The organism is Alcanivorax sp. NBRC 101098 (genome assembly GCF_001010505.1).
Lineage (GTDB): Bacteria > Pseudomonadota > Gammaproteobacteria > Pseudomonadales > Alcanivoracaceae > Alcanivorax > Alcanivorax borkumensis.
Map to the genome: position 1 here is coordinate 3065883 of NZ_AP014613.1, position 22533 is coordinate 3088415.

Sequence of the window (22533 nt, forward strand, 5' to 3'; positions counted from 1 at the left end):
CACAAAGCAGGGCTGAACACAGTTCATGAAAAAGCACCGCCTATTGAGATATTTTTGTATACCCCCGCTCAGCCTTCCATCCTGCCTGCAATAGCGCAAATGGGGCGATCGCCAAACCCTGATCTCTGCCATCAAGGTCCGCACGGCTAACGAGATGCTACGGAAACAGCTAGTTGCAAATTATCCCTTCGGACAGCAATACGCAGGCCTGCTATTTGATGTGAGCCAAAATGCCATCCAATTCATCCAAGCTGTTATAGCTGATCACTAGCTTGCCTTTTTTCCCCTGTTGTTGAATTTGCACCGGCGCCCCCAAGCGATCAGACAAGTCGCTGATTAGCGCCTTCACATTAGGGTCTTCTTTAGGGGCCGCCGGTTTCGCAGGTTTGGCTTTTTCAAAATCGCGGACCAGTTCTTCGGTTTGGCGTACTGACAGCCCTTTGGCCACCACGGTGCGGGCAGCCTCAACCTGTTTGTTGCCGGTCAGCGCTAACAGGGCGCGAGCGTGGCCCATTTCCAGGTCGCCGTGCTCCAGCAGCTTCTTAACGTCGGTCTCCAGGCTCATCAACCGTAGCAAGTTGGTCACCATGGCGCGGGATTTACCCACCGCATCGGCCACTTGCTGATGGGTGAGCCCGAACTCTTCTTTCAATCGGCCCAGCGCGATGGCCTCCTCCATTGGGTTGAGATTTTCCCGCTGGATATTTTCAATCAGCGCCATGGCGATGGCGGCTTCGTCGGGCACTTCGCGAATAACCGCTGGAATGGTGTCCAGCTCGGCCATCTGTGCGGCACGCCAGCGGCGCTCACCGGCGATGATTTCGTAGCGCTTATCGCCCAATGGGCGCACCACGATGGGCTGCATCACGCCTTGGGCACGAATCGACTCAGCCAGTTCCTCTAGGGCATCGGGTGACATATCCCGGCGTGGCTGGTAACGGCCACGCTCCATGCACTCCACAGGCAGGTGGCGCAATTCGCCATCACGGGGGCGCAGACTGGGCTCACCGCTCGTTTCGCCCTGATTCTGTAGGCTCACTTCTTCCTGATGCCGCTGGTAGGACTCGTTGCTGCTGAGCAGGGCATCCAGGCCCTTGCTGAGACCGCGTTTACGCTTTGCCGCCATGGTTAATCCTTGATGATACGCATGACGCCAGACGCTCGGCGCCTGACGCTGCGGACACACTCCGCCCGCCAAAAAAAATATTACCGGATGCCGCCATCATGACGCTGCGACAGGCTGGGCCTTGATGGCCTGCTCCCGGCGCAAAATCTCGCCGGCCAACGCCAAATAGCTAACCGCACCGCGGGATTTTGGATCATAGGTAATCACTGGCGCACCATGACTGGGCGCCTCCGCCAACCGCACGTTACGGGGAATAATGGTGCGATACACCTTGTCACCGAAATGGCTAATTAACTGGTTGGACACATCATTGGAGAGGCTGTTGCGTGGGTCATACATGGTGCGCAGTAAACCCCCGATGTGCAGCTTCGGGTTAAGTACCATGCGAATTTTCTCAATGGTGTTCATCAGTGCGGTCAAGCCTTCCAAGGCATAGTACTCACACTGGATGGGCACTATTACTGAGTCTGCCGCCGTCAGCGCATTGACGGTGAGCATGTTCAGGGACGGCGGGCAATCAATAAGGATGTAATCGTACTGATCACGGACTCGCGCTAAGGCGTTACGCAAACGAAACTCCTTAGCACTCATGTCCAACAACTGAACCTCAGCCGCGGTCAAATCACCATTGGCGGCGATCAGATCAAACCCAGAATCTTCCGGGGTGTCCGTCACCGCCTGCTCGATAGCCACGTCATCGCACAGCACATCATAAATAGTGTAATCGGTATCAAACTTATCTACGCCTGACCCGGTGGTGGCATTGCCCTGTGGATCAATGTCCACGAGCATCACCTTCTTGCGGGTGGCCGCCAGCGACGCCGCCAGATTCACACTGCTGGTGGTCTTGCCCACGCCGCCTTTCTGATTGGCTACGGCAAATACGGTGGTCACTGCGTTCTCCTTGATTTTACGCCTGACGCTTGAGACAGGGTGCCTGACGGCCCCCGTTCACTATCAAGCTTTATTCACTACCACCAAGGTGCGAGGCTCATCCAAGCCCGGCACTGTCAGGGTGTGATGGCGCCCTTGCCACTGCGCCGGCAGGGTGGCCAGCTCTTCTTCTGTGCTGGCCGCTTTCATTGCCAATAGGCGGGTATTATCGGTCATTATGGGCGTCATCAACGCCAGCATATCCGACAAGGAAGCAAAAGCGCGACAAATGATCTGTGATGGGGCTTTACGGTACTGTTCCACGCGACCGTGCACAACCTCCACGTTATCCAACCCTAATTCGCGGCGGGCCTGACGGACAAAACGGGTTTTCTTACCGTTGGAATCCAGAAGCACAAAGGCTTGCTGCGGGCGAGCCACCGCCAGAATAACCCCGGGGATACCGGCACCGGTCCCCACATCCAGGGTATCGCCTTCTTCCAGGTAGGCCAATACAGCCAGAGAATCCAACAAATGGCGGGTCACCATTTCCTGTGGGTCGCGGATCGCGGTGAGGTTATAGGCCTGGTTCCATTTAACCAACAGATCCACATACGCGAGTAACAAGCGCTGCTGATCGTCGCTCAAGGAAAGGCCAAGGGCATCAATTCCCTGGGTCAGAGTGCTGGAAAGACTCATGCTTGTTGGGCGGCCTTCTTTTGATGGTGATGTTTTTTCAGGTAAATCATCAGTAAGGAAATAGCCGCCGGGGTGACGCCGGGAATGCGGCCCGCCTGGCCCAAGGTCTGCGGACGAATCTCGCTGAGCTTTTGCTTCACCTCATTGGATAGGCCTTTTACCTGGCCATAATCAAATTCCACCGGCAGGGCGGTGGTTTCTGCGGCCCGCAGTTTTTCGATTTCGTCTGCCTGACGATCAATATAGCCTGCGTACTTGGCAAGAATTTCCATCTGCTCAATGACTGCACTATCCGGGCGGTCCGCCAGCGCCACCGCTTCCGCTAAATTGGCGTAGGTCAGCTCAGGGCGCTTGAGCAGGTCGAGCAAATTGTATTCATGAGTCAACGGCTTTTCGATTAACGCATTCACCGCCTCGGCTTCTGGCGTTTTTGGCCGCACCCAGGTGGTTTTAAGACGCTGCTCTTCGCTGGCCATGCCGTCACGTTTGGCGTTGAAGGCCGCCCAACGTTCGTCACCCACCAATCCCAGCTCACGGCCCTTCTCTGTGAGGCGCAGATCCGCGTTGTCTTCACGCAGCAACAACCGGTATTCGGCGCGGCTAGTGAACATGCGGTAGGGCTCTTGAGTCCCCATGGTAATCAGGTCATCCACCAGTACGCCTATATAGGCTTCATCGCGGCGGGGGGTCCAGGCGTCTTTACCCTGACTCAGCCGGGCCGCGTTCAGGCCCGCCAGCAATCCCTGGGCGCCCGCTTCTTCGTAACCGGTCGTGCCATTGATCTGGCCGGCAAAGAATAGCCCCGGCATATGCTGAGTTTCCAGGCTGTGCTTGAGGTCCTGGGGATTAAAATAATCGTATTCGATGGCATAACCAGGGCGGGTGATATGGGCGTTTTCAAAGCCGCGGATGGAGCGCACCGCCTGCAGCTGCACATCAAACGGCAGGCTGGTGGAAATGCCGTTAGGATATAACTCGTGGGTATTGAGCCCTTCCGGTTCCACGAAAATCTGATGGCTGTCTTTGTCCGGATAGCGGTTTACCTTGTCTTCGATGGACGGACAATAACGCGGCCCCACCCCATCGATAACTCCGGTGAACATGGGGCTGCGATCAAAACCACTGCGGATAATGTCGTGGGTCTGCGCATTGGTATGGGTGATGTAGCAGCACACTTGCTGCGGATGCTCCTCCACCTTACCCAAGTAGCTCATCACTGGCAGCGGGTTATCCCCCCACTGCTCTTCCATCACCGAAAAATCCACGCTCTTGCCGTCAATCCGCGGCGGCGTACCCGTTTTTAGACGATCAACCCGAAACGGCAGTTCACGTAAACGGCATGCCAGTGCATTAGACGGCTGGTCACCGGCGCGCCCGCCCTGATGGTTATCCAGGCCAATATGGATCACACCGCCCAGGAAGGTGCCAGCGGTGAGTACCACCGCGTCGGCCATGAAACGCAGGCCCATGTTAGTGACCACACCCACACAGCGACCGTTTTCCACCACCAGGTCGTCCACCGCTTGCTGAAACAGGGTCAGGTTGGGCTGGTTTTCCAGGGTGCCGCGGATGGCGGCCTTATAGAGTTCCCGATCGGCTTGGGCACGAGTGGCGCGCACTGCTGGGCCTTTACGGGCATTGAGGACGCGAAACTGGATACCGCCTTTATCAGTGGCACGGCCCATGGCCCCGCCCAAAGCATCAATTTCACGGACTAGATGACTCTTGCCGATGCCGCCGATGGCTGGGTTACAGCTCATCTGACCCAGGGTTTCAATGTTGTGAGTAAGCAACAGCGTGGAAACGCCCATACGTGCGGATGCCAGTGCCGCTTCGGTTCCGGCATGGCCGCCGCCAATCACAATCACGCCAAATCGCTGGGAAAAATCCATGCTGCACTTACCTTGCAGGGCTGGCCTGCTGCTCAAAATATAGTCAACCGGGCGCGCTAGTATAGAGAGTACGCTTCACGCTGCAAGCCTCTCGCAATAGGCAGGAACCGAAAACCCTCGCCGCCAAGCCGATTACCGTAATCTTGCCGGTGCAAGCCGCAACTCAACCACCGCTCCTGCCACGCATAAAGTAGCTGAAGGCGCGCCCCCCAACACCGTGAAGGTGCCTGGGTGGCGAAAAGAGTTTTGAGCTTGGCCTGAATCGCACCGCCGGTTCCGTGTAAGCTATTGTACTCTATAACTCTGTTCTCACTTAACTAGGAACGCATTTGGAATCATTGAATATCTTTCTGCTGATCGGCACCGGTCTGATGTTCACCGGCCTGCTACTGGGTTCTCTGAGCGCTCGCTTCGGGGTGCCGTCCCTGCTCATCTTTCTAGTGGTGGGCATGGTGGCCGGGGAAGACGGCCTAGGCGGCATCGAGTTTGATGATTTCTCCACCGCTTATGTGATTGGCAATATCGCGTTGGCGGTGATTCTGCTCGATGGCGGCCTACGCACGCGATTAAGCACCTTCAAATTGGGCCTACGCCCCGCCCTTAGCCTGGCTACTTTAGGGGTGGCCATCTCTGCCGCCCTGGTGGGCGCTTTTACTACTTGGTTAATCGGGGTGGACTGGCGGGTGGGTCTGCTGCTGGGCGGTATTATCGGCTCCACCGATGCGGCGGCCGTTTTCAGTGTTATCAAAGGCGCTGGCGTCACCCTGAATGAACGTGTGGCAAGTACCCTGGAGATCGAATCCGGTCTCAACGACCCCATGGCCATCTTTATTACCCTGATGCTGGTAGGCATGTTGGTGGACCCGGATGCCCAGTGGGGCGCGGGGATGCTGGTCACTCTGATCCAACAGTTTGGTTTGGGCATCCTGCTGGGCTTGTTGCTGGGGGCCGTGATCAGCGAAGTGTTGCTGCGGGTGCGTAGCAACGAAGGGCTACATGCTTTACTGCTGTGCAGCGGTGGCGCCATGGTGTTTGCCATTACCAATTTGGTAGGCGGCTCCGGTTTTCTGGCGGTATACCTGACCGGCTTGGTAGCCGGTAATCGCCGGGGCGGCACCGGTGACAATGTGCTCAAAGCCATGGACTCCATGGCCTGGCTGGCCCAGTCCGGCATGTTTCTGATCTTGGGTCTGCTGGTGACGCCGTCGCGACTCATCGAAAACCTTCCCTATGCCCTCGCCGTGGCAGCCTTTTTGATGTTGCTAGCCCGCCCGCTATCCGTATGGATTAGTCTGCTACCCTTCCGTTTTACTTGGCGCGAAGAAACCTTTATTGCCTGGACCGGGTTACGTGGTGCCGTGCCCATTGTACTGGCCGTTTTCCCGCTACTGGCCGGCGTGGAACAAACCTATCTGCTATTTGATATTACCCTCGTGGTGGTGCTGATTTCCCTGCTTGGGCAAGGCGCAAGCCTGCGCTTTGTCGCCCGCAAACTGAAAGTCTCGGTGCCGCGCACCACCGAGCCGAAACAAACCGTGGCCCTGGCCGCCCCTCGCGATCGCTACTTGATGCAGTTTGAAGTGGAAGACGGCGCTAAGGCCGTAGGCAAGAGCTTGGGGGAACTGGGCGAAAACGAGCGCACCCCGTTGATTTTGTATCGCAACACGCGGGTGCTCAGCCTCAGTGATGACCCCAAAATTGAAGCCGGTGACTTGATTGCCTGGCTCGCACCGCTATCACACAAATCCGGCCTGTCCGACCTATGCCATAAATTAAGCAGTGATGAGAAACGTTATTACGGCGACTTCAGCGTGCTGGGCAAAACCCCGGTAGCGCAATTGATTGCGGTGTATGGGGTACAAGCCCCTCCACCACTCTGGCAAGGACTGACCGTGGCCGAGATCTTCACCAAACAAGTGGGAAAACAAACCGTAGTGGGTGATACGGTGCGTGTCAGCGGCCTGCGGCTAAGAGCAAGATCTGTTGAAAACGGCACGGTCGTCATGGCCGGGCTGAAACTTCCCGGATAAGGCCGGCGCAAAGCACATGCAAAGTATGCTGTTATTGAGCCAATGTGCCGGCCTCCAAGCATAAAGCGCTGGGAAGAAGTTCGGGTAGAAGACCACTATAATGACATTGTCGCTTACCGATTTTTCCCCAGCATTGTGTTTACACCCATTCACCCTAACGCCAACCGTGCGGCGCCTTGGCAGTCAATGCCTTCATCCTTGAATTGCCCAACAATGCCTGCCCTGTTGCGCTGTCCGTTCCTGACAGTTAATCCGTTTTCTTAGGGTGATTGCTATGCCAACCTACAAGGCTCCCGTGCGCGATATGCGCTTTTTGATGAACGAAGTGTTCGATTTTGAGCGTCACTACAAGGCTCAGCCCAATGGTGAAGAAGCCACCCCCGATATGGTAGAAGCCATTATCGGTGAAATGGCCAAATTATGTGAAAACACTATTGCGCCCCTTTACCAGAGCGGTGACGAGGAAGGCTGTAAACTGGAAGATGGCGTGGTGACCACCCCGAAGGGTTTCAAAGAAGCCTACGACGAATTCATCGCTGGCGGCTGGCAAGGTCTGAGCCACCCGGTAGAAGTGGGCGGCCAAGGCCTGCCCATGTCTCTGGGCCTGATTAAACAGGAAATGATGGCCACGGCTAACTGGTCCTTTTCCATGTACCCGGGGCTATCTCTGGGTGCCATGAACACTATCCAGATGCACGGTTCCGAAGAACAGAAACAGGATTACCTGGTACCGCTCACCGAAGGCACCTGGGGCGGCACCATGTGCCTAACTGAACCTCAGTGCGGCACCGACCTGGGCCAGGTAAAAACCAAAGCCGACCCGCAGCAAGACGGTTCTTACAAAATCTCCGGTACCAAGATTTTCATTTCCTCCGGTGATCATGACCTAACCGAAAACATTATCCACATCGTGTTGGCCCGCCTACCCGATGCACCGAAAGGTACTAAGGGAATTTCCCTGTTCATCGTACCCAAGTACTTGCCCGGCAAAATCGGTGAACACAACGGCGTAAGCTGTGGTTCCCTGGAAAAGAAAATGGGCATCAAGGCATCCGCCACCTGCGTGATTAATTTTGATGAAGCCACCGGCTTTTTGATCGGCCCGGAACACGGCGGCCTGGAGTGCATGTTCACCTTCATGAACAGCGCCCGTATCGGTACGGCAATGCAAGGTGTGGCCCATGCAGAACGGTCTTATCAAGGGGCACTACCTTACGCCAAAGAGCGCAAGTCCATGCGCGCACTGTCCGGCAAGAAAGAGCCCGATGCCATCGCTGACAGCTTGATTCATCACGGCGACGTACGCCGCATGCTACTCAAGCAAAAGGCTATTGCCGAAGGCGGCCGCGCGATGATTTATTACGCTGCCCAGTACGCAGACAACATGATCGCTGGCATGCTCGAAGACGACATGGAAAAGTACGACCACTGGGATAGCGAGCTGGGTTTCCTTACGCCGATCCTGAAAGGCTTCCTCACTGAAAAAGGCCTGGAAGCGGCCAACGAAGGCATGCAAGTTTTCGGTGGCCACGGTTACATTAAAGAACACGGTATGGAACAGATCGCTCGCGATGCGCGCATCTCAACTCTGTACGAAGGCACCACCGGTATCCAGGCGCTGGACTTACTTGGCCGCAAGGTACTGCTGTCTTCCCGCGGCAAGTGTGTGCGTGAATTCTCCAAAAAACTGGTGGATTTCGGCACCAAGAACCTACGTGATCCCAAGCTGCGTCCGTTCGCCTGGAAGCTGCTGAAAATTGCTGCCGAGTGGAACTACCTAACCACACGCATCATGCTGGTGGCCGCAAAGGATCGCGATATGGTGGCCACTGCCAGCTACGACTTCTTGATGTACAGCGGTTACGCCATGATGGCTTACTTCTGGGCGCTGCAAGCCGGTGTTGCCAGTGACAAGCTGGAAAATGGCGGCAAAGAGCCGGCAGAATTCTACAAAGCCAAATTGGCTACCGCAGAATTCTATTTCGACCGCATGCTGCCCAGCGCCAAGGGCCATGCCGAAGCGGCTCTCAAGCCCACCAAAAGCACCATGCAGTTGAGCGCTGAGCACTTTTCGTTCGATTACGAATAACACCTTGCGTTCAATAATAAGGCGGCCACTTGGCCGCCTTATTATTTTTTATCTATCCGCACCCCAACCAGGCCTGGTTATCCAGGCACCCTCCTTTTATTCATCCCCCATATAGGGTATCCACTCAGTAGCTGCCAACTGCTACATTAGCAACGGTTTGATCGGGGGTTTTACGTTATAAATAATGATCGGGGGAAGGTCATGACCATCTTGAAACCATTGCGGCTCGCTGTTGTGGCTAGCCTTCTGGTCAGCTGCGCCGCACCTCATCAACAACTCGCTCAAACCAACGCTGCTCAGAACGCCTTGTATGCCGAGGTTGTTGATCCTCTGGACCACTGGCCCACACAAACACAATTTGATATAAGCCTCCTTGAGTCGAATTTCTTCACTCACTACCAGCAGGACTACGCCAACGGTGAAGTGTATGACGATTTCCCCAGTCTGACTGAATGCGCCTTGCCGCAGGAACGGGCTTTAGAGATTGCCAGACTCAGCCCCGAGATGATTAATCCACCCAGTAAAAGCGCTACGATTGAAAGCCTTTCCACTGTTGGCTATGAACAGATTAGCATTCGCTCAACTCCAGCCGGATGTCATGCGTTAAGCGCCGTTGAGATGCACACCATCCCGAACATGGTGGTGGAACTGAAACAATTGCCCGATGCCTTCCGGCACCCGGTTTATATTCATGCGGTTTACACCAACCACATCAAGAATCGAATCAATATCAATGGCTCATGGAGAAAAAGCGACCTGGGTAAATCTCGCATTACCGTAAAACGCTACCGTCGCGATAGTGGCCTAAACGATTTCCCTGTTATTAAAACCACTTGGCAAAAAACCGATCGGCTCAAGAAAGGCGATATCGATACCTCCCGGTTTATCGATAAACCCATGTATGTCGCTCACTATGTTGCCTCAACTACCCAAGCCCCGTACCAAGGCATTACTCTGATACGGCAGACTGTTGTCAATAAAACCGGCAATAGCATCAGAATGCGGTGGCAAGAAGAGGACCGCTTCATGAACCGCACCTGGACGCATAACGGTACCGTTCTTACCCAGAGAGATGGTGTTCAGCATGGTGTTTTTATTGTTCCCAGCCATACCGGTGAACAAAGTGTGTACTGTAAAGACATGGGCCAGTCGGTGGATTATTTCAGAATTGAAAATACCTACGATTGCGTTAGCGCCACCGAAAGCAGCTTCGGCGAAGAAGGGGTGTATATGGATCCCTTGTTGAAAATTCGCAATGGCTTTCCCTCTCCAGCCGCCACCATAGCTAAGCCCACAGCGCCGAGCCAACCGGCAAGTACCTTTCCTGCAGCAAACACACCCGCCAGTGTGGTTTCCTCTACTACATCGGAGTGCGCTAAAGCCTACGCTGCCAAAGAAGCCTGTGGCCGTATTCCAGGTGACCCCTTTGGCATCGCAACCAAACTATGCATCAGTACTACCAAGAAAAAATTCGGCGGACTCAACTGTCCGATACCGCTTTAACCTTCCCTGCCCCTTTATTTGACCAATGGCCAACTGGCCGTTGGTCAATCCTCTTCGTTAATCCCCTCGGCATATTCGGTCCCGGCCACCGATTATCTCATATAGGTGATGCGACCACCGCGTGCCGAATCGTACTCTAGTTAGAGTGCAGCATTATTCCATTCAGCCTCGCGGTACATCATCAAACACTGCTTTCTCTGTTTTGTGTTAGCTCAACTGTTTCTGGTTTCGCCCACCCTGGCTGAATGGGACAACTACCCGGCATTTTACTGTGGTGGAAGACGTTTTTTTTCAGCACAAAAAAGCGGCCCCCTTACGGAGGCCGCCTCTTAAAGACTTACCTTGAATCTATCGAGAATTAGGTGTTCTCGAACTGACCCATGGTGTTGTCTTTACCGCCAGCTTTCAGTGCAGCTTCGCCGGAGAAGTACTCTTTATGGTCATCACCGATATTAGAACCGGCCATGTCCTGGTGCTTCACAGTAGCGATGCCCTGACGGATTTCTTTACGCTGAACGCCTGCAACATAAGCCAACATGCCTTCGTCACCGAAGTAGCCTTTAGCCAGGTTATCGGTAGACAGAGCAACAGTGTGGTAAGTCGGCAGAGTAATCAGGTGGTGGAAGATACCTGCTTCACGGGACGCATCACGCTGGAAGTTCTTGGTCCACTCGTCAGCCAGCTGAGCAAGCTCAGTGCTGTCGTAATCAGCGCTCATCAGACGATCGCGATCGTAAGCGGACACGTCTTTACCTTCTTTCTCCCAAGCATCAAATACCTGCTGACGGAAGTTCAGGGTCCAGTTGAAGGACGGGCTGTTGTTGTAAACCAGCTTGGCGTCCGGCACCACTTCGCGGATGCGGTTAACCATTTCTGCAATCTGGCCAACGTGAGGCTTCTCAGTCTCAATCCACAACAGGTCAGCGCCGTTCTGCAGGCTGGTGATACAGTCCAGAACAACACGGTCGATACCGGAGCCGGCTTTAAACTGGAACAGGCCAGAAGCCAAACGCTTCGGCTTAAGCAGCTTGCCGTTAGACTTGATCACAACGTCGCCGTTGTTGATGTCCTCAGCAGACTCAATCACCTCACCGTCCAAGAAGGCGTTGTACTGGTCACCCAAGTCGCCCGGCTCGTTGGTTACTGCGATTTGCTTGGTCAGGCCAGCACCCAGGGAGTCAGTACGGGCAACGATTACACCATCGTCCACACCCAGCTCCAGGAACGCGTAACGTACAGCGTTGATCTTGGCCAGGAAGTCAGCGTGAGGAACGGTTACTTTACCGTCTTGGTGGCCACACTGCTTCTCGTCAGACACCTGGTTTTCGATCTGGATACAGCAAGCACCGGCTTCGATCAGTTGCTTGGCCATCAGGTAGGTGGCTTCCGGGTTACCGAAACCAGCATCGATGTCGGCAATGATCGGAACAACGTGAGTTTCGAAGTTGTCGATCTGATCGATGATTTCTTTCTGCTTGGCTTCGTCGCCAGCTTCTTTGGCATCGTCCAGCGCACGGAACAGGTGATTCAGTTCCCAAGCGTCAGCCTGCTTCAAGAAGGTGTACAGTTCACGGATCAGGTCAGCGACGACAGTCTTCTCGTGCATGGATTGGTCAGGCAGCGGACCAAACTCAGAACGCAGTGCAGCAACCATCCAGCCAGACAAGTACAGGTAACGACCTTTAGTGCTACCGAAGTGCTTTTTGATGGAGATCATTTTTTGCTGACCAACAAAACCGTGCCAGCAACCCAGGGACTGGGTGTACTTGGAAGTGTCAGCGTCATAGGCCGCCATGTCTTCACGCATGATCTTGGCGTTGTACTTGGCGATGTCCAGATGCGTGTTGAAACGGTTTTGCAGACGCATGCGAACCGCAGATTCCGGGTTGATATCTTTCCAGGTGCTTTGCGCACCAACCACGGAGCCGAGTGCTTCGATGTCTTTGGTGTATGACATGGTGAACCTCTGAATATGAAATTAGTTTATCGATGCCGGAGAGTGAAAACCCTGTTCATGACATTCCATGCCGATCTACCGATGTCGCGCATTCTAGTGCCCCACAACACATAAACATAATCAATATGATCTATATTCGGTATTCACAGCATGAATGCCTTGATAATGCTGTCTTTTCAACGCTAGTGACTGGCCTTTTACCTAAGACTTAAGCACTAGTAGAATCTGGCCATCATCCCCTCCCACCAAGACAGCTTAGCGCAACGCCCACTCTTTGCGTGCCCACACACAGGCACACAGAGAATGACCCGCCCTCCTCTTTGTTACTATGATTTACTCTTGCGCAGCTGGCATGGAGAGTGCATAACCTGTTAAAGGTAGACAGCGTGTGTCTAGGGAGAAAATTATTACCAAGGAGAATATATGAAAGCGCTTAGCCCAGTGGATCAACTGTTCCTGTGGCTGGAAAAACGACAGCAACCCATGCACGTAGGCGGTTTGCAGCTGTTTTCCTTCCCGGAAGGTGCCGGCCCCAAGTATGTGAGTGAGCTGGCCCAGCAAATGCGGGATTACTGCCACCCGGTGGCGCCATTCAACCAGCGCCTGACCCGTCGACTCGGCCAGTATTACTGGACTAGAGACAAACAGTTCGATATCGACCACCACTTCCGCCACGAAGCACTCCCCAAACCCGGTCGCATTCGCGAACTGCTTTCTTTGGTCTCCGCCGAACATTCCAACCTGCTGGACCGGGAGCGCCCCATGTGGGAAGCCCATTTGATCGAAGGGATCCGCGGTCGCCAGTTCGCTCTCTATTATAAGATCCACCATTCGGTGATGGATGGCATATCCGCCATGCGTATCGCCTCCAAAACGCTTTCCACTGACCCCAGTGAACGTGAAATGGCTCCGGCTTGGGCGTTCAACACCAAAAAACGCTCCCGCTCACTGCCCAGCAACCCGGTTGACATGGCCTCCAGCATGGCGCGCCTAACCGCGAGCATAAGCAAACAAGCTGCCACAGTGCCCGGTCTCGCGCGGGAGGTTTACAAAGTAACCCAAAAAGCCAAAAAAGATGAAAACTATGTGTCTATTTTTCAGGCTCCCGACACGATTCTGAATAATACCATCACCGGTTCACGCCGCTTTGCCGCCCAGAGCTTTCCATTACCGCGCCTGAAAGTTATCGCCAAGGCCTATAACTGCACCATTAACACCGTGGTGCTCTCCATGTGTGGCCACGCTCTGCGCGAATACTTGATTAGCCAACACGCGCTGCCCGATGAGCCACTGATTGCCATGGTGCCCATGAGCCTGCGGCAGGACGACAGCACTGGCGGCAACCAGATCGGTATGATCTTGGCTAACCTGGGCACCCACATCTGTGATCCAGCTAATCGCCTGCGCGTCATCCACGATTCCGTCGAGGAAGCCAAATCCCGCTTCTCGCAGATGAGCCCGGAAGAAATTCTCAATTTCACCGCCCTCACCATGGCTCCCACCGGCTTGAACTTACTGACCGGCCTAGCGCCAAAATGGCGGGCCTTCAACGTGGTGATTTCCAACATACCCGGGCCGAAAGAGCCGCTGTACTGGAATGGTGCACAGCTGCAAGGAGTGTATCCAGTATCCATTGCCTTGGATCGCATCGCCCTAAATATCACCCTCACCAGTTATGTAGACCAGATGGAATTTGGGCTTATCGCCTGCCGCCGTACTCTACCTTCCATGCAGCGACTACTGGATTACCTGGAACAGTCCATCCGCGAATTGGAAATCGGTGCAGGAATTAAATAGTCACACCAGGCTGTTGATTCCTGACCGGTCCGACGTTTGGCATCCGGCGAACAATTATGGCAACTGAACTAAACCGCATCAGGCGAGGCGGTCTCAACTGCTGGCAGTTACACCATCGCGGCCAGACGCTGGTAATCGCCGAACAAGGTGCCCAAGTGCTCGAATACCGGCGCGATGGCGAGCCACCTATTCTGTGGCTCAGTGAACAGGCGGCCTACGAAGTTGACCAAGGCGTGCGCGGCGGCGTGCCGATCTGCTGGCCTTGGTTCGGCGCACTGGAGCGCAACCCTGACAGTGTTCAGCGGCAATATCAGCTCCACGAGCCGCCCGCCCACGGCCTGGTTCGCCAGCAACCCTGGCGGCTCGACGAAGAGCACATGGACAAAGAACAAGTGCAACTGATTTTCCAACTGGCAGAGCATGGCGACCACCAGCATTTTCCCCCGGTCACGCCCACACTCACTGTCACCCTCAGCAACACCCTAACGTTAAGCCTGAGCAACCATAATCACGGCAACCGTTCGGTCACTCTCAGCCAAGCCCTGCACACCTATCTGGCCGTGGCCGACAGCCGGCAGATTACCGTGCACGGGCTCGCCCATACTCCCTACGTGGATGCACTGGACGACTGGCAGACACGCCAAGACGATCAGCCACTGCAATTGCATCAGGAAACCGACCGACTTTACCTGCAACTGCCTTCGCAGCTACACGTGGAAGATCCCCTCTGGCAACGACAAATTCAGCTGACTTGTCGAGGCAGCCACTCCGCCGTTATCTGGAATCCGTGGATCAAAAAAAGTCAGTTGCTCAGTCAATTTGCCCCCGACGCATGGCAGCGAATGCTGTGCATCGAAACCGCTCGAGTATTGGATGATGTGCTCACTTTGGCTCCAGGGGAGTCCCACGAAATGGCCGTTGAGATTAGAGACAATGGTTCATTCCAGCCTTAAAAACAGGCAAAAAAAAAGGGGTGGTGCAATCAAAAAAAGGGGAGTAGAGTCAGAAGTGGCTGCGAATTATGGCCGTGGATTGTTTTGGTAGTTGTCTTCCCTGCGTGAAGCTGAAGTTGTCTCCGAACACCGCTCAACATGGTTTGCAAGCAACACCCTAAGTAATAGTTTTTGAGGTATATATTCACATGGCTACAGGTACTGTGAAGTGGTTTAACGAGTCCAAGGGTTTTGGCTTCATTTCCCAGGACGATGGTGGTGCGGACGTGTTCGTTCATTTCAGTGCAATTACCGGCTCAGGCTTCAAAACCCTGGCTGAGGGTCAGAAGGTTTCCTTCGAGATCCAGCAGGGCCCAAAAGGTCCACAGGCTGCTAACGTTGTTGCTGAATAAGCAACCACGTTAGTAGAAAAAACCCGCTTCGGCGGGTTTTTTTTATGTCTGGTGAAACGTTGAAAGTGCAACGTTTAAAAACGCGCAACAAGTGCTCGCGTGTTGAAAGACCATGCCCGCGTACTCTGATTCATCACCGGCACACCATCACCAACCCTCCCGCGTTTGAACTTTACACTCTGCACGATTAACTCAGCGCTCAGGGCTGATAACATGGTTGGTCTAGGAGATTTTTTCGCTGACGCCAGTCGGGCATACGGGCGTCCATCAGGGCGTGAAAACCGGGGCCGTGGTTCATGTGTATGAGATGGCAAAGTTCATGCATGACCACATAATCCAGCGCCTTGGGAGGATAGTGCAGCAGCGCCAAGTTAAGATTGATGTAGCCACGGGCAGACAGAGACCCCCAACGGGTACGCATGCTTTTCACCCGTAATACCGGGCGTGAGAATCCTTCAGCAGCAAACCAGTCGAACTGGCGCTCAATACTGTCTTCGAAAGCCGCTCGCGCCTGTTTGCGTAACCAGTTTTGCACCGCCGTTTTCACACTGCTTTCCTGATCCGAATCGCTCACTCGTACGGTGAGATAGCCGCCACTGACGAAAACCCGGGTAGCCCCTTCGCTCACATCCAGGCTGAGAGTTTTCCCCCGCAGGACAAACGCAGCACCGTCGTGCCAACGCTGTCGGGGCCGCTGTGCTTGCCGTTCTTGCTGCGCGGCAATCCATTGACTACGGCTTGCCACAAAAGCCTGCACCATCCGTAGAGGTGTCTGTTGAGGCGCGCGCACTTGAACACGCCCATCTTCCAGAACACGAAGCTCCAGGCTGCGGCGCTTGCTGCGGATCAGTTCGTAATCAGTCATTACAAAGGCAGGCTAAAAAGTTAACCGTTAAAGAAAATGCCGCGAGCGCAGATTTTTTTCTGGCTCGCCGTGGCTGCGAAATCGTTGTGGGGGACACACAGGTAATAACATTCTCGACTGGCAAAATATCATCCGTGTTTTAATTTTGCACTTTCAACGGCTTTTGCGCATTTCCTGATCCAGTTGTTGGCTGACCGCATCCGCCGGTGTGGCATAGGGTGCCAGCCATTGATACAGCACCGGGATAATGAACAAGGTCAGCACGGTGGCAAACAATAACCCCCCGAGTATCACTACGCCGATGGTAAAACGACTTTCCGCACCAGCGCCGGTGGCCAGCACCAACGGCACAGCACCGAAGATAGTGGAGACCCCTGTCATCAATACTGGCCGAAAACGCACGATAGCACCTTCGTAGATAGCGTCTTTAACGCTGCGCCCCTGATCACGAAGCTGGTTGGCGAATTCCACAATTAGGATGCCATTTTTCGCCATCAGCCCGAGTAACATGATCATGCCAATCTGACTGTAAATGTTCAGGCTGTCACCGGTAATACTGATCGCAATTACCGCACCTGCTAACGCCAGTGGCACCGTGAGCATGATAATTAACGGATGAATCCAACTTTCAAACTGGGCGGCCAGCACTAAAAACACGATCACCAACGCCAATGCAAAAGTCACCAAAATCGCTGACGCCGATTCCTTCAGTTCCTCGGCCATACCCTTGTAGCCAATACGCGCTTGCAGCGGTAACCGCTCCTTCGCTTTCGCTTCCACATAGCGCATGGCGGTGGCGAGGTCATAGCCATCGGCCAGATTGGCAGACAAAGTGATAGCCGGTAACCGGTCCACCCTGCGCAGCTCTGGTGCATCACCAGTGGTCGTCAGATTTACCACACTGGAGAATGGTACCAACCCACCATTGTCACTGCGCAGATAGATCGGCAGCACGTCCTCGGGAACTTCACTGGCGCTCTTTTCCGCTTCCAGTAGCACATCGTATTCCCTCCCCCGGTCCACATAGGTGGATACGGTGAGGGTGGCAAACATGGCCTGCAGGGTAGTGCCCACATCGGTGGCTGTGATCCCCAAATCTGCCGCCCGTTCACGATTCAAATTCACATCCAGCTGCGGCTGGGTCTGCTCAAAATCAGTATCGATGCTGATCAAGTTGGGGTTTTCGCGCAGGGCCGCCATCAGAGTCTCGCTCCAAGCCAGCACCTGCTCATAGTCCGGCCCGGCCACCACCACTTCCAAAGCCTGGTCGAAGGCACTTTGCCCCAACCCCGGCGGATTGACCGCAAAGGCACGCAAGCCGGTGACTTGGGACAGTTGGCCGCGTAACTCGCTAACAATTTCCTGCTGAGTGCGTTCACGCTCTTGCCAATCTTTTAGCCGCACAATGGTAAACGCCCGCTCCGGCACACCACGAAAACCGATAATTGCCAGCACCCGCTCTGCCTCCCCCTTTTCCACCAGAGGGATCAGAATTTTTTCCAGTGCCCGAGTATGGTGCGCACCGTATTCCACGGTGGAGCCCTGCGGTGAGGTAGCAGGAATAATAAACACGCCGCGATCTTCCGTAGGCGCCAGCGCTTGGGGGAGCTGCCGAAATAATAACGCTGCCACCAAACACAGCAGCACACACCCTAGCGCCAACGGCCAAGGGCTTTTCAACGTTCGTTGCAGAGCATTGGCGTAGGCTTGGTTTAACCGGGTAAGCCCGCGTTGAAGAACGTTGCTCTGGCCCTGCCTTTCTTTATGACTGTGGCGGTGCAGCCAGCGTGAACACAACATCGGAGCCAAGCTCAGCGCCACGATGCTGGAAATAATCACCGCCGAGGCCAGTGTAAAACCAAACTCACTAAACAGCCGGCCCACATCGCCTCCCATAAAGGAGATGGGCACAAACACCGCTACTAATGTCAGCGTCGTGGCCACCACAGCAAACGCAACCTGACGGGCACCGAGATACGCTGCCACCAGCCGTGACTCACCTTCGTCGATACGACGCTGAATGTTTTCCAGCATCACAATGGCATCGTCCACCACCAGGCCAATGGCCAGTATCAACGCCAGCAAAGTCAGTACGTTGATGGAAAAATCCATCACCCCGAACCCGATAAAGGCACCAATCACAGACACTGGAATAGTCACCGCCGGAATCAAGGTAGCCCGCAGGTTACCCAGGAAGGCAAAAATCACCGCTATCACCAGTACCACGGAAATGCCCAGGGTAATCAGCACTTCACGAATAGAGGCCCGAATAAACAAGGACTCATCAGAATTGATGTCTAGCTGGATATCCGCCGGCAGGTTGTCACGCACGGCCACAATTTCTTCGCGCACCCGGTCTGATACTGCTACCGTGTTGGCTTTAGACTGACGCACCACACCTAGCCCAATAGCCGTTTGGCCATTAGCACGGAGCACCGAATCATCGTTTTCCACGCCCAGCGCCACCCGCGCCACATCCCCTAAGCGCAACAAATAATCCCCCTGACGGCTAACCACCAGGTTTTCAAAAGCCTGCACCGTGGCCAGACGATTATCTGCGCGAATGGTAAAAGCCCGGGATTCCGATTCCAGCTTACCCGCCGGCAGCTCCACATTATTGTTACGCAGAGCCTGCTCGATATCGGTGACGGTAACCTGATTGGCCGCCATACTCTGGCGATCCAGCCACACCCGCATGGCATAACGGCGCTCACCGCCGATAATCACTTCCGACACACCATCGAGCATCGCAAAGCGGTCCACCAATGATCGTTCAGCAAAGTCCGTGAGTTCCTGGGAAGCTAGGCTACTGCTGGTCAACGTAACCCAGATAATGGGCCGAGCATCTGCATCGGCCTTGGCGATAACCGGGGATTCAGCTTCTTCAGGTAAACGGTTTAGCACCCGAGACACCGCATCACGCACGTCATTGGCGGCGATATCCACATCCCGCTCAAGGGTAAATTCTACCGTTGTGCGGGCGGAACCCAGCCGACTACGCGACTCAATCTTACGCACCCCTTCCACTCCGGAAATCGCGCCTTCAATAACCTGAATAATCTGGGTATCGATGACTTCCGGCGCGGCACCAGCGTAATCCACACTGACCGACACTTCCGGCGGGTCGATATCCGGATATTCCCGGATTGGCAATTTTAGCAAGGCGCTAACGCCAAACACCACGATCAGCAGGCTGATAACGGTGGCAAAAACCGGTCGTTTAATAGAAACATCCGACAGGATCATGCCGCCGCCTCATTAACAGCCGAATCATTCGGTTGCGGCTCCCCAAAGGGAGCATCGTCTGCTGGCTCCGAGTTCAGCAACACCCGCTGGCCGGGCAGCAATGCCTCCGGATCATCAATCATCTTTACCGGCTGACCGCTGCCGAGCCGGGAGTGGCCATTGACGACTACGTCCGGTTTATCCGTTAGGCCACTGGTGACTTCCACCCAGCCATCACGGCGCCCGCCCAAGGTAACCGGATGACGCCGCGCCCGGTTATCCTTGCTCACGGTGAACACATAGCTCTGCGCGCCCTGGGTGATAACTGCCTGCTCCGGCACCAGCAAGGCATCTCGTTGCGCTAATTGCACAGACACTCGCAAAAACTGCCCAGGCAATAACTGGCCCTGAGGATTATTCAATCGCGCACGCACAGTGAGGCTACGGCTGCTACTGTTCACTCGCGAATCCAGATGGGTAATGCTCCCTTCAAAGGCCTGATTTTCAAACGCTGAATTGCGGATCTGCACCGGCAAACCAACAGCCAACTTAGCCAAGTAGCGTTCTGGTATCTGGAAATCCACTTCCAAATGCCCCACATTATCCAGCGTCGTGATCGGATCACCGGTCTGCAGATAAGCGCCAGGGTCCACCTGTCGAAGACCCAACACGCCGGCAAATGGGGCGCGGATGGTATGGTCACTGAAATTGGCGCGGGCGACATCCCGGCTGGCTTCAGCGGCTTCCAAAGTAGTGCGGAACGTATCTACCTCGGACTGGGAAATGGCGCGCCGATCCACCAATTGCTGGCCACGACGATAGTCGTCCTTGGCACGCTGGTACTCCGCTTCAGCGCGAGCGAGTTCAGCGCGGGCGTTGCGGTCATCCAAGGTCACCAGCAATTGCCCGCGCGTGACTTGCTGACCCTGCTGGAAGTGGATTTCCGCTACCCGCCCTGGTACTTCTGCCAACAGCACAACGGCCTGAGCAGCACGAGCGGTGCCCACAGCTTCTACCCGGTCATAGAGAGGACGCTCGATACTCGGCGCTAAGTTCACCGCCGTCGGCGGGCGCGAGCCCATGGGCGCCTGTTCCGTGGGCCAAAACCACCACACAGCAACCCCCACCAGTACTAACAGCACCAGCCCCGCGATAATCCGCGCCATGCCACTCTCCATTATTTTCATTCAAACCTAGACTGATTGAAGCACATCAGTGTAACGTTAAATTATGCAAGCAATGTGTAGCACGCCTTAAAGGACCGCTGAAAACCCCTTGCATGCTGCGTCTTTCAGGCTGGGGGACAATCTGCACCCACACGAGGCAAAGAAAGCACGATTTTCAAGATGTTCCCTACGAAGGAGCTAAATACGACCATGCATCCATCCATAGAAAACGACGCTTTACGATAAAAAAGAAAAGCCCACCAAAATGGCGGGCTTTGTATCTTAGCGCTTGGCCTATTGCGTCTAGCTAAACCATTTCGGCACGCATCTTTTTCTTGTCGAGTTTACCTACGGATGTTCTTGGTAACTCATCAACGAAGATCACTCGATCGGGAATCCCGTAACGGCTGATCACACCCTTCTCGGCATAATCAGCAACCAGTGCCTTGATGCTGTCTTCATCGACTTCACCATTTTTTACCACCAGCGCCACCGGGCGCTCGCCCCATTTTTCATCGGGCACGCCAACCACCGCGCACTCGCCTGCGCCGGGATGCTGTAGTACTAGGCTTTCTAGGTCGATGGAAGACACCCATTCACCGCCCGTCTTGATCACATCCTTGATACGGTCGACGATTTTCAACCAACCGTCATCGGACATCACCGCTACGTCACCGGTATGCAACCAACCACCGTGCCACAACTCTTCAGATTTTGCCGGATCTTTCAGGTAACCCTGAGTCAACCACGGGGCGCGCACGACCACTTCACCCTGGCTCTCACCATCGTGGGGCACGTCATTCATTTCTCCATCGACAATACGCAACTGCACCATGGCTACCGGGCGGCCTGTGCGGGTGCGGTAATCCACCTGGGTCTCCAGGTCCGCCTTTTCCAGTTCCGGGGTCAACAGAGCCAGGGTCAACAGCGGGCAAGTTTCGCTCATACCGTAACCGGTGTAGATATCGATGCCGCGTTTAAGCGCTTTCGTGGCCATCGCCTTGGGCAAGGCGGAACCACCAATAATGACTTTCCAGCCGCTCAGATCGACGCTCTCGGCCGCTTCCGACTGCAATAACATTTGGATGATCGTGGGCACACAGTGTGAAAAAGTGACTTTGTGTGTAGCCAGCAGCCGGAGCAAAGTGGCCGGCTCATAGCGACCCGGATAGACCTGCTTTACACCCATCAAGGTCGCCATGTACGGAATGCCCCATGCATGCACATGGAACATGGGCGTGATCGGCATATAGACGTCATTTTCATTGAAGCGCCCTTGCCCGACACCGGCAATAGTATTGCGAGCAGCAAAAGTATGCAGCACCAGCTGACGGTGGGAGAAATACACTCCCTTGGGCAGACCCGTGGTGCCGGTAGTGTAAAAAGTGGTGGCGCGGGTGTTTTCGTCCAGCTCAGGGAAATCGTACTGAGCCGGCGCCTTGGCCAGCAGCTCTTCGTATTCACCCGCTAACGGCAGGCTGTCACTCCCTTTCACCCCACTGTCGTCGAGTAGGATGTAGGTTTTCACCGTTTCGATACGGTCTTTAATCTCTTCCAGGGTCGACAGAAATTCACTGTTAACCAAGATCGCATCATCTTCGGCGTGGTTGATGGTGTAAAGAATCTGCTCCGGGCTTAGGCGTACATTCACTGTATGCAGCACGGCACCCATCATCGGGATGGCAAAAAATGCTTCTAGATAACGGTTAGTATCCCACTCCATCACCGCCACCGTATCGCCGGGCTTGACGCCTTGGGCTGCCAACACACCCGCCAAACGGTGTATTCGCTCATTTAATTCACGATAGGTTAAAGTGCGATCACCATAAGTAATAGTCTGATCCGGGGACTTGAGTACTCCGGCTGCGAGAATATGGTTGATGACTAAGGATGACTCCACCGCAGAGTCGCTGCGAGTGATGTTCACTTGACTACTCATAACTTGCTCCGTTCCCTTGTTATTCTG

The 22533-nt window shown here is 54.6% G+C and carries 15 protein-coding genes; 6 read left to right on the forward strand and 9 right to left on the reverse strand.

Translation table 11 applies throughout. The features are described from left to right. Nucleotides 1–211 precede the first annotated feature (211 nt). From AS19_RS13955 to mnmG, 4 genes are all read right to left on the reverse strand, one after another. Entirely contained in the window at nt 212–1126 is a 915-nt protein-coding gene (locus AS19_RS13955; RefSeq protein ID WP_041705187.1) for a ParB/RepB/Spo0J family partition protein, read from the reverse strand. Nucleotides 1127–1222: 96 nt separating this feature from the next. Then, nucleotides 1223–2020: a ParA family protein gene (locus AS19_RS13960; RefSeq protein ID WP_011590005.1), complete on the reverse strand. Its 798-nt coding sequence runs from the start codon at nt 2018–2020 to the stop codon at nt 1223–1225. A 63-nt stretch (nt 2021–2083) separates the two neighbouring features. Beyond that, nucleotides 2084–2698, reverse strand: coding sequence for a 16S rRNA (guanine(527)-N(7))-methyltransferase RsmG (gene rsmG / locus AS19_RS13965; protein WP_011590006.1), 615 nt, complete (start codon nt 2696–2698; stop codon nt 2084–2086). Further along, the gene (gene mnmG / locus AS19_RS13970) at nt 2695–4590 is read right to left on the reverse strand and encodes a tRNA uridine-5-carboxymethylaminomethyl(34) synthesis enzyme MnmG (RefSeq protein ID WP_011590007.1); all 1896 of its coding nucleotides are present in this window, start codon (nt 4588–4590) and stop codon (nt 2695–2697) included. Before mnmG ends, rsmG begins: the two co-directional genes overlap by 4 nt. Nucleotides 4591–4919: 329 nt before the next feature. Between mnmG and AS19_RS13975 the strand changes: the two genes are divergently transcribed. From AS19_RS13975 to AS19_RS13985, 3 genes are all read left to right on the forward strand, one after another. Further along, nucleotides 4920–6620, forward strand: coding sequence for a potassium/proton antiporter (locus tag AS19_RS13975; RefSeq protein ID WP_011590008.1), 1701 nt, complete (start codon nt 4920–4922; stop codon nt 6618–6620). Nucleotides 6621–6894: 274 nt separating this feature from the next. Continuing rightward, entirely contained in the window at nt 6895–8709 is a 1815-nt protein-coding gene (locus AS19_RS13980) for an acyl-CoA dehydrogenase C-terminal domain-containing protein (protein WP_046962247.1), read from the forward strand. A 201-nt stretch (nt 8710–8910) separates the two neighbouring features. Continuing rightward, a complete protein-coding gene (locus AS19_RS13985) occupies nt 8911–10212 on the forward strand; it encodes a hypothetical protein (protein WP_046962248.1) in 1302 nt (433 codons plus the stop codon). A gap of 358 nt (nt 10213–10570) precedes the next feature. Here the strand turns inward: AS19_RS13985 and AS19_RS13990 are convergent, their stop codons facing one another. Further along, on the reverse strand, nt 10571–12169 hold the full coding sequence (locus AS19_RS13990; protein WP_035459723.1) for an isocitrate lyase: 1599 nt from the start codon (nt 12167–12169) through the stop codon (nt 10571–10573). A 423-nt stretch (nt 12170–12592) separates the two neighbouring features. On the opposite strand from AS19_RS13990, the gene AS19_RS13995 reads away from it, so the two are divergent. The 3 genes from AS19_RS13995 (at nt 12593) to AS19_RS14005 (ending at nt 15311) form a co-directional block, all read left to right on the forward strand. After that, nucleotides 12593–13966 (forward strand): wax ester/triacylglycerol synthase family O-acyltransferase, encoded by a 1374-nt coding sequence (locus AS19_RS13995; RefSeq protein WP_011590012.1) that lies wholly within the window; start codon nt 12593–12595, stop codon nt 13964–13966. A gap of 56 nt (nt 13967–14022) precedes the next feature. After that, entirely contained in the window at nt 14023–14919 is an 897-nt protein-coding gene (locus AS19_RS14000) for a D-hexose-6-phosphate mutarotase (RefSeq protein ID WP_011590013.1), read from the forward strand. A gap of 188 nt (nt 14920–15107) precedes the next feature. Then, entirely contained in the window at nt 15108–15311 is a 204-nt protein-coding gene (locus AS19_RS14005; protein ID WP_011590014.1) for a cold-shock protein, read from the forward strand. Nucleotides 15312–15510: 199 nt separating this feature from the next. Here the strand turns inward: AS19_RS14005 and AS19_RS14010 are convergent, their stop codons facing one another. The 4 genes from AS19_RS14010 to AS19_RS14025 form a co-directional block, all read right to left on the reverse strand. Then, complete coding sequence (locus tag AS19_RS14010; protein ID WP_011590015.1) at nt 15511–16176, reverse strand: M48 family metallopeptidase; 666 nt, start codon at nt 16174–16176, stop codon at nt 15511–15513. Nucleotides 16177–16329: 153 nt separating this feature from the next. Beyond that, nucleotides 16330–19422 (reverse strand): efflux RND transporter permease subunit, encoded by a 3093-nt coding sequence (locus tag AS19_RS14015; RefSeq protein ID WP_046962249.1) that lies wholly within the window; start codon nt 19420–19422, stop codon nt 16330–16332. After that, complete coding sequence (locus tag AS19_RS14020; protein ID WP_046962250.1) at nt 19419–20567, reverse strand: efflux RND transporter periplasmic adaptor subunit; 1149 nt, start codon at nt 20565–20567, stop codon at nt 19419–19421. The genes AS19_RS14015 and AS19_RS14020 overlap by 4 nt, the downstream gene beginning before the upstream one ends. A gap of 307 nt (nt 20568–20874) precedes the next feature. Further along, entirely contained in the window at nt 20875–22506 is a 1632-nt protein-coding gene (locus AS19_RS14025; protein ID WP_035459718.1) for a fatty acid--CoA ligase, read from the reverse strand. Nucleotides 22507–22533: the final 27 nt, after the last annotated feature.

Coding starts and splice junctions, on each gene's coding strand:
- rsmG (WP_011590006.1), bottom strand. CDS start 2,698: ATGAGTCTTTCCAGCACTCTGACCCAGGGAATTGATGCCCTTGGCCTT.
- AS19_RS13985 (WP_046962248.1), top strand. CDS start 8,911: ATGACCATCTTGAAACCATTGCGGCTCGCTGTTGTGGCTAGCCTTCTG.
- AS19_RS14005 (WP_011590014.1), top strand. CDS start 15,108: ATGGCTACAGGTACTGTGAAGTGGTTTAACGAGTCCAAGGGTTTTGGC.
- mnmG (WP_011590007.1), bottom strand. CDS start 4,590: ATGGATTTTTCCCAGCGATTTGGCGTGATTGTGATTGGCGGCGGCCAT.
- AS19_RS13990 (WP_035459723.1), bottom strand. CDS start 12,169: ATGTCATACACCAAAGACATCGAAGCACTCGGCTCCGTGGTTGGTGCG.
- AS19_RS14015 (WP_046962249.1), bottom strand. CDS start 19,422: ATGATCCTGTCGGATGTTTCTATTAAACGACCGGTTTTTGCCACCGTT.
- AS19_RS13980 (WP_046962247.1), top strand. CDS start 6,895: ATGCCAACCTACAAGGCTCCCGTGCGCGATATGCGCTTTTTGATGAAC.
- AS19_RS14010 (WP_011590015.1), bottom strand. CDS start 16,176: ATGACTGATTACGAACTGATCCGCAGCAAGCGCCGCAGCCTGGAGCTT.
- AS19_RS13955 (WP_041705187.1), bottom strand. CDS start 1,126: ATGGCGGCAAAGCGTAAACGCGGTCTCAGCAAGGGCCTGGATGCCCTG.
- AS19_RS14020 (WP_046962250.1), bottom strand. CDS start 20,567: ATGGCGCGGATTATCGCGGGGCTGGTGCTGTTAGTACTGGTGGGGGTT.
- AS19_RS13995 (WP_011590012.1), top strand. CDS start 12,593: ATGAAAGCGCTTAGCCCAGTGGATCAACTGTTCCTGTGGCTGGAAAAA.
- AS19_RS14000 (WP_011590013.1), top strand. CDS start 14,023: ATGGCAACTGAACTAAACCGCATCAGGCGAGGCGGTCTCAACTGCTGG.
- AS19_RS14025 (WP_035459718.1), bottom strand. CDS start 22,506: ATGAGTAGTCAAGTGAACATCACTCGCAGCGACTCTGCGGTGGAGTCA.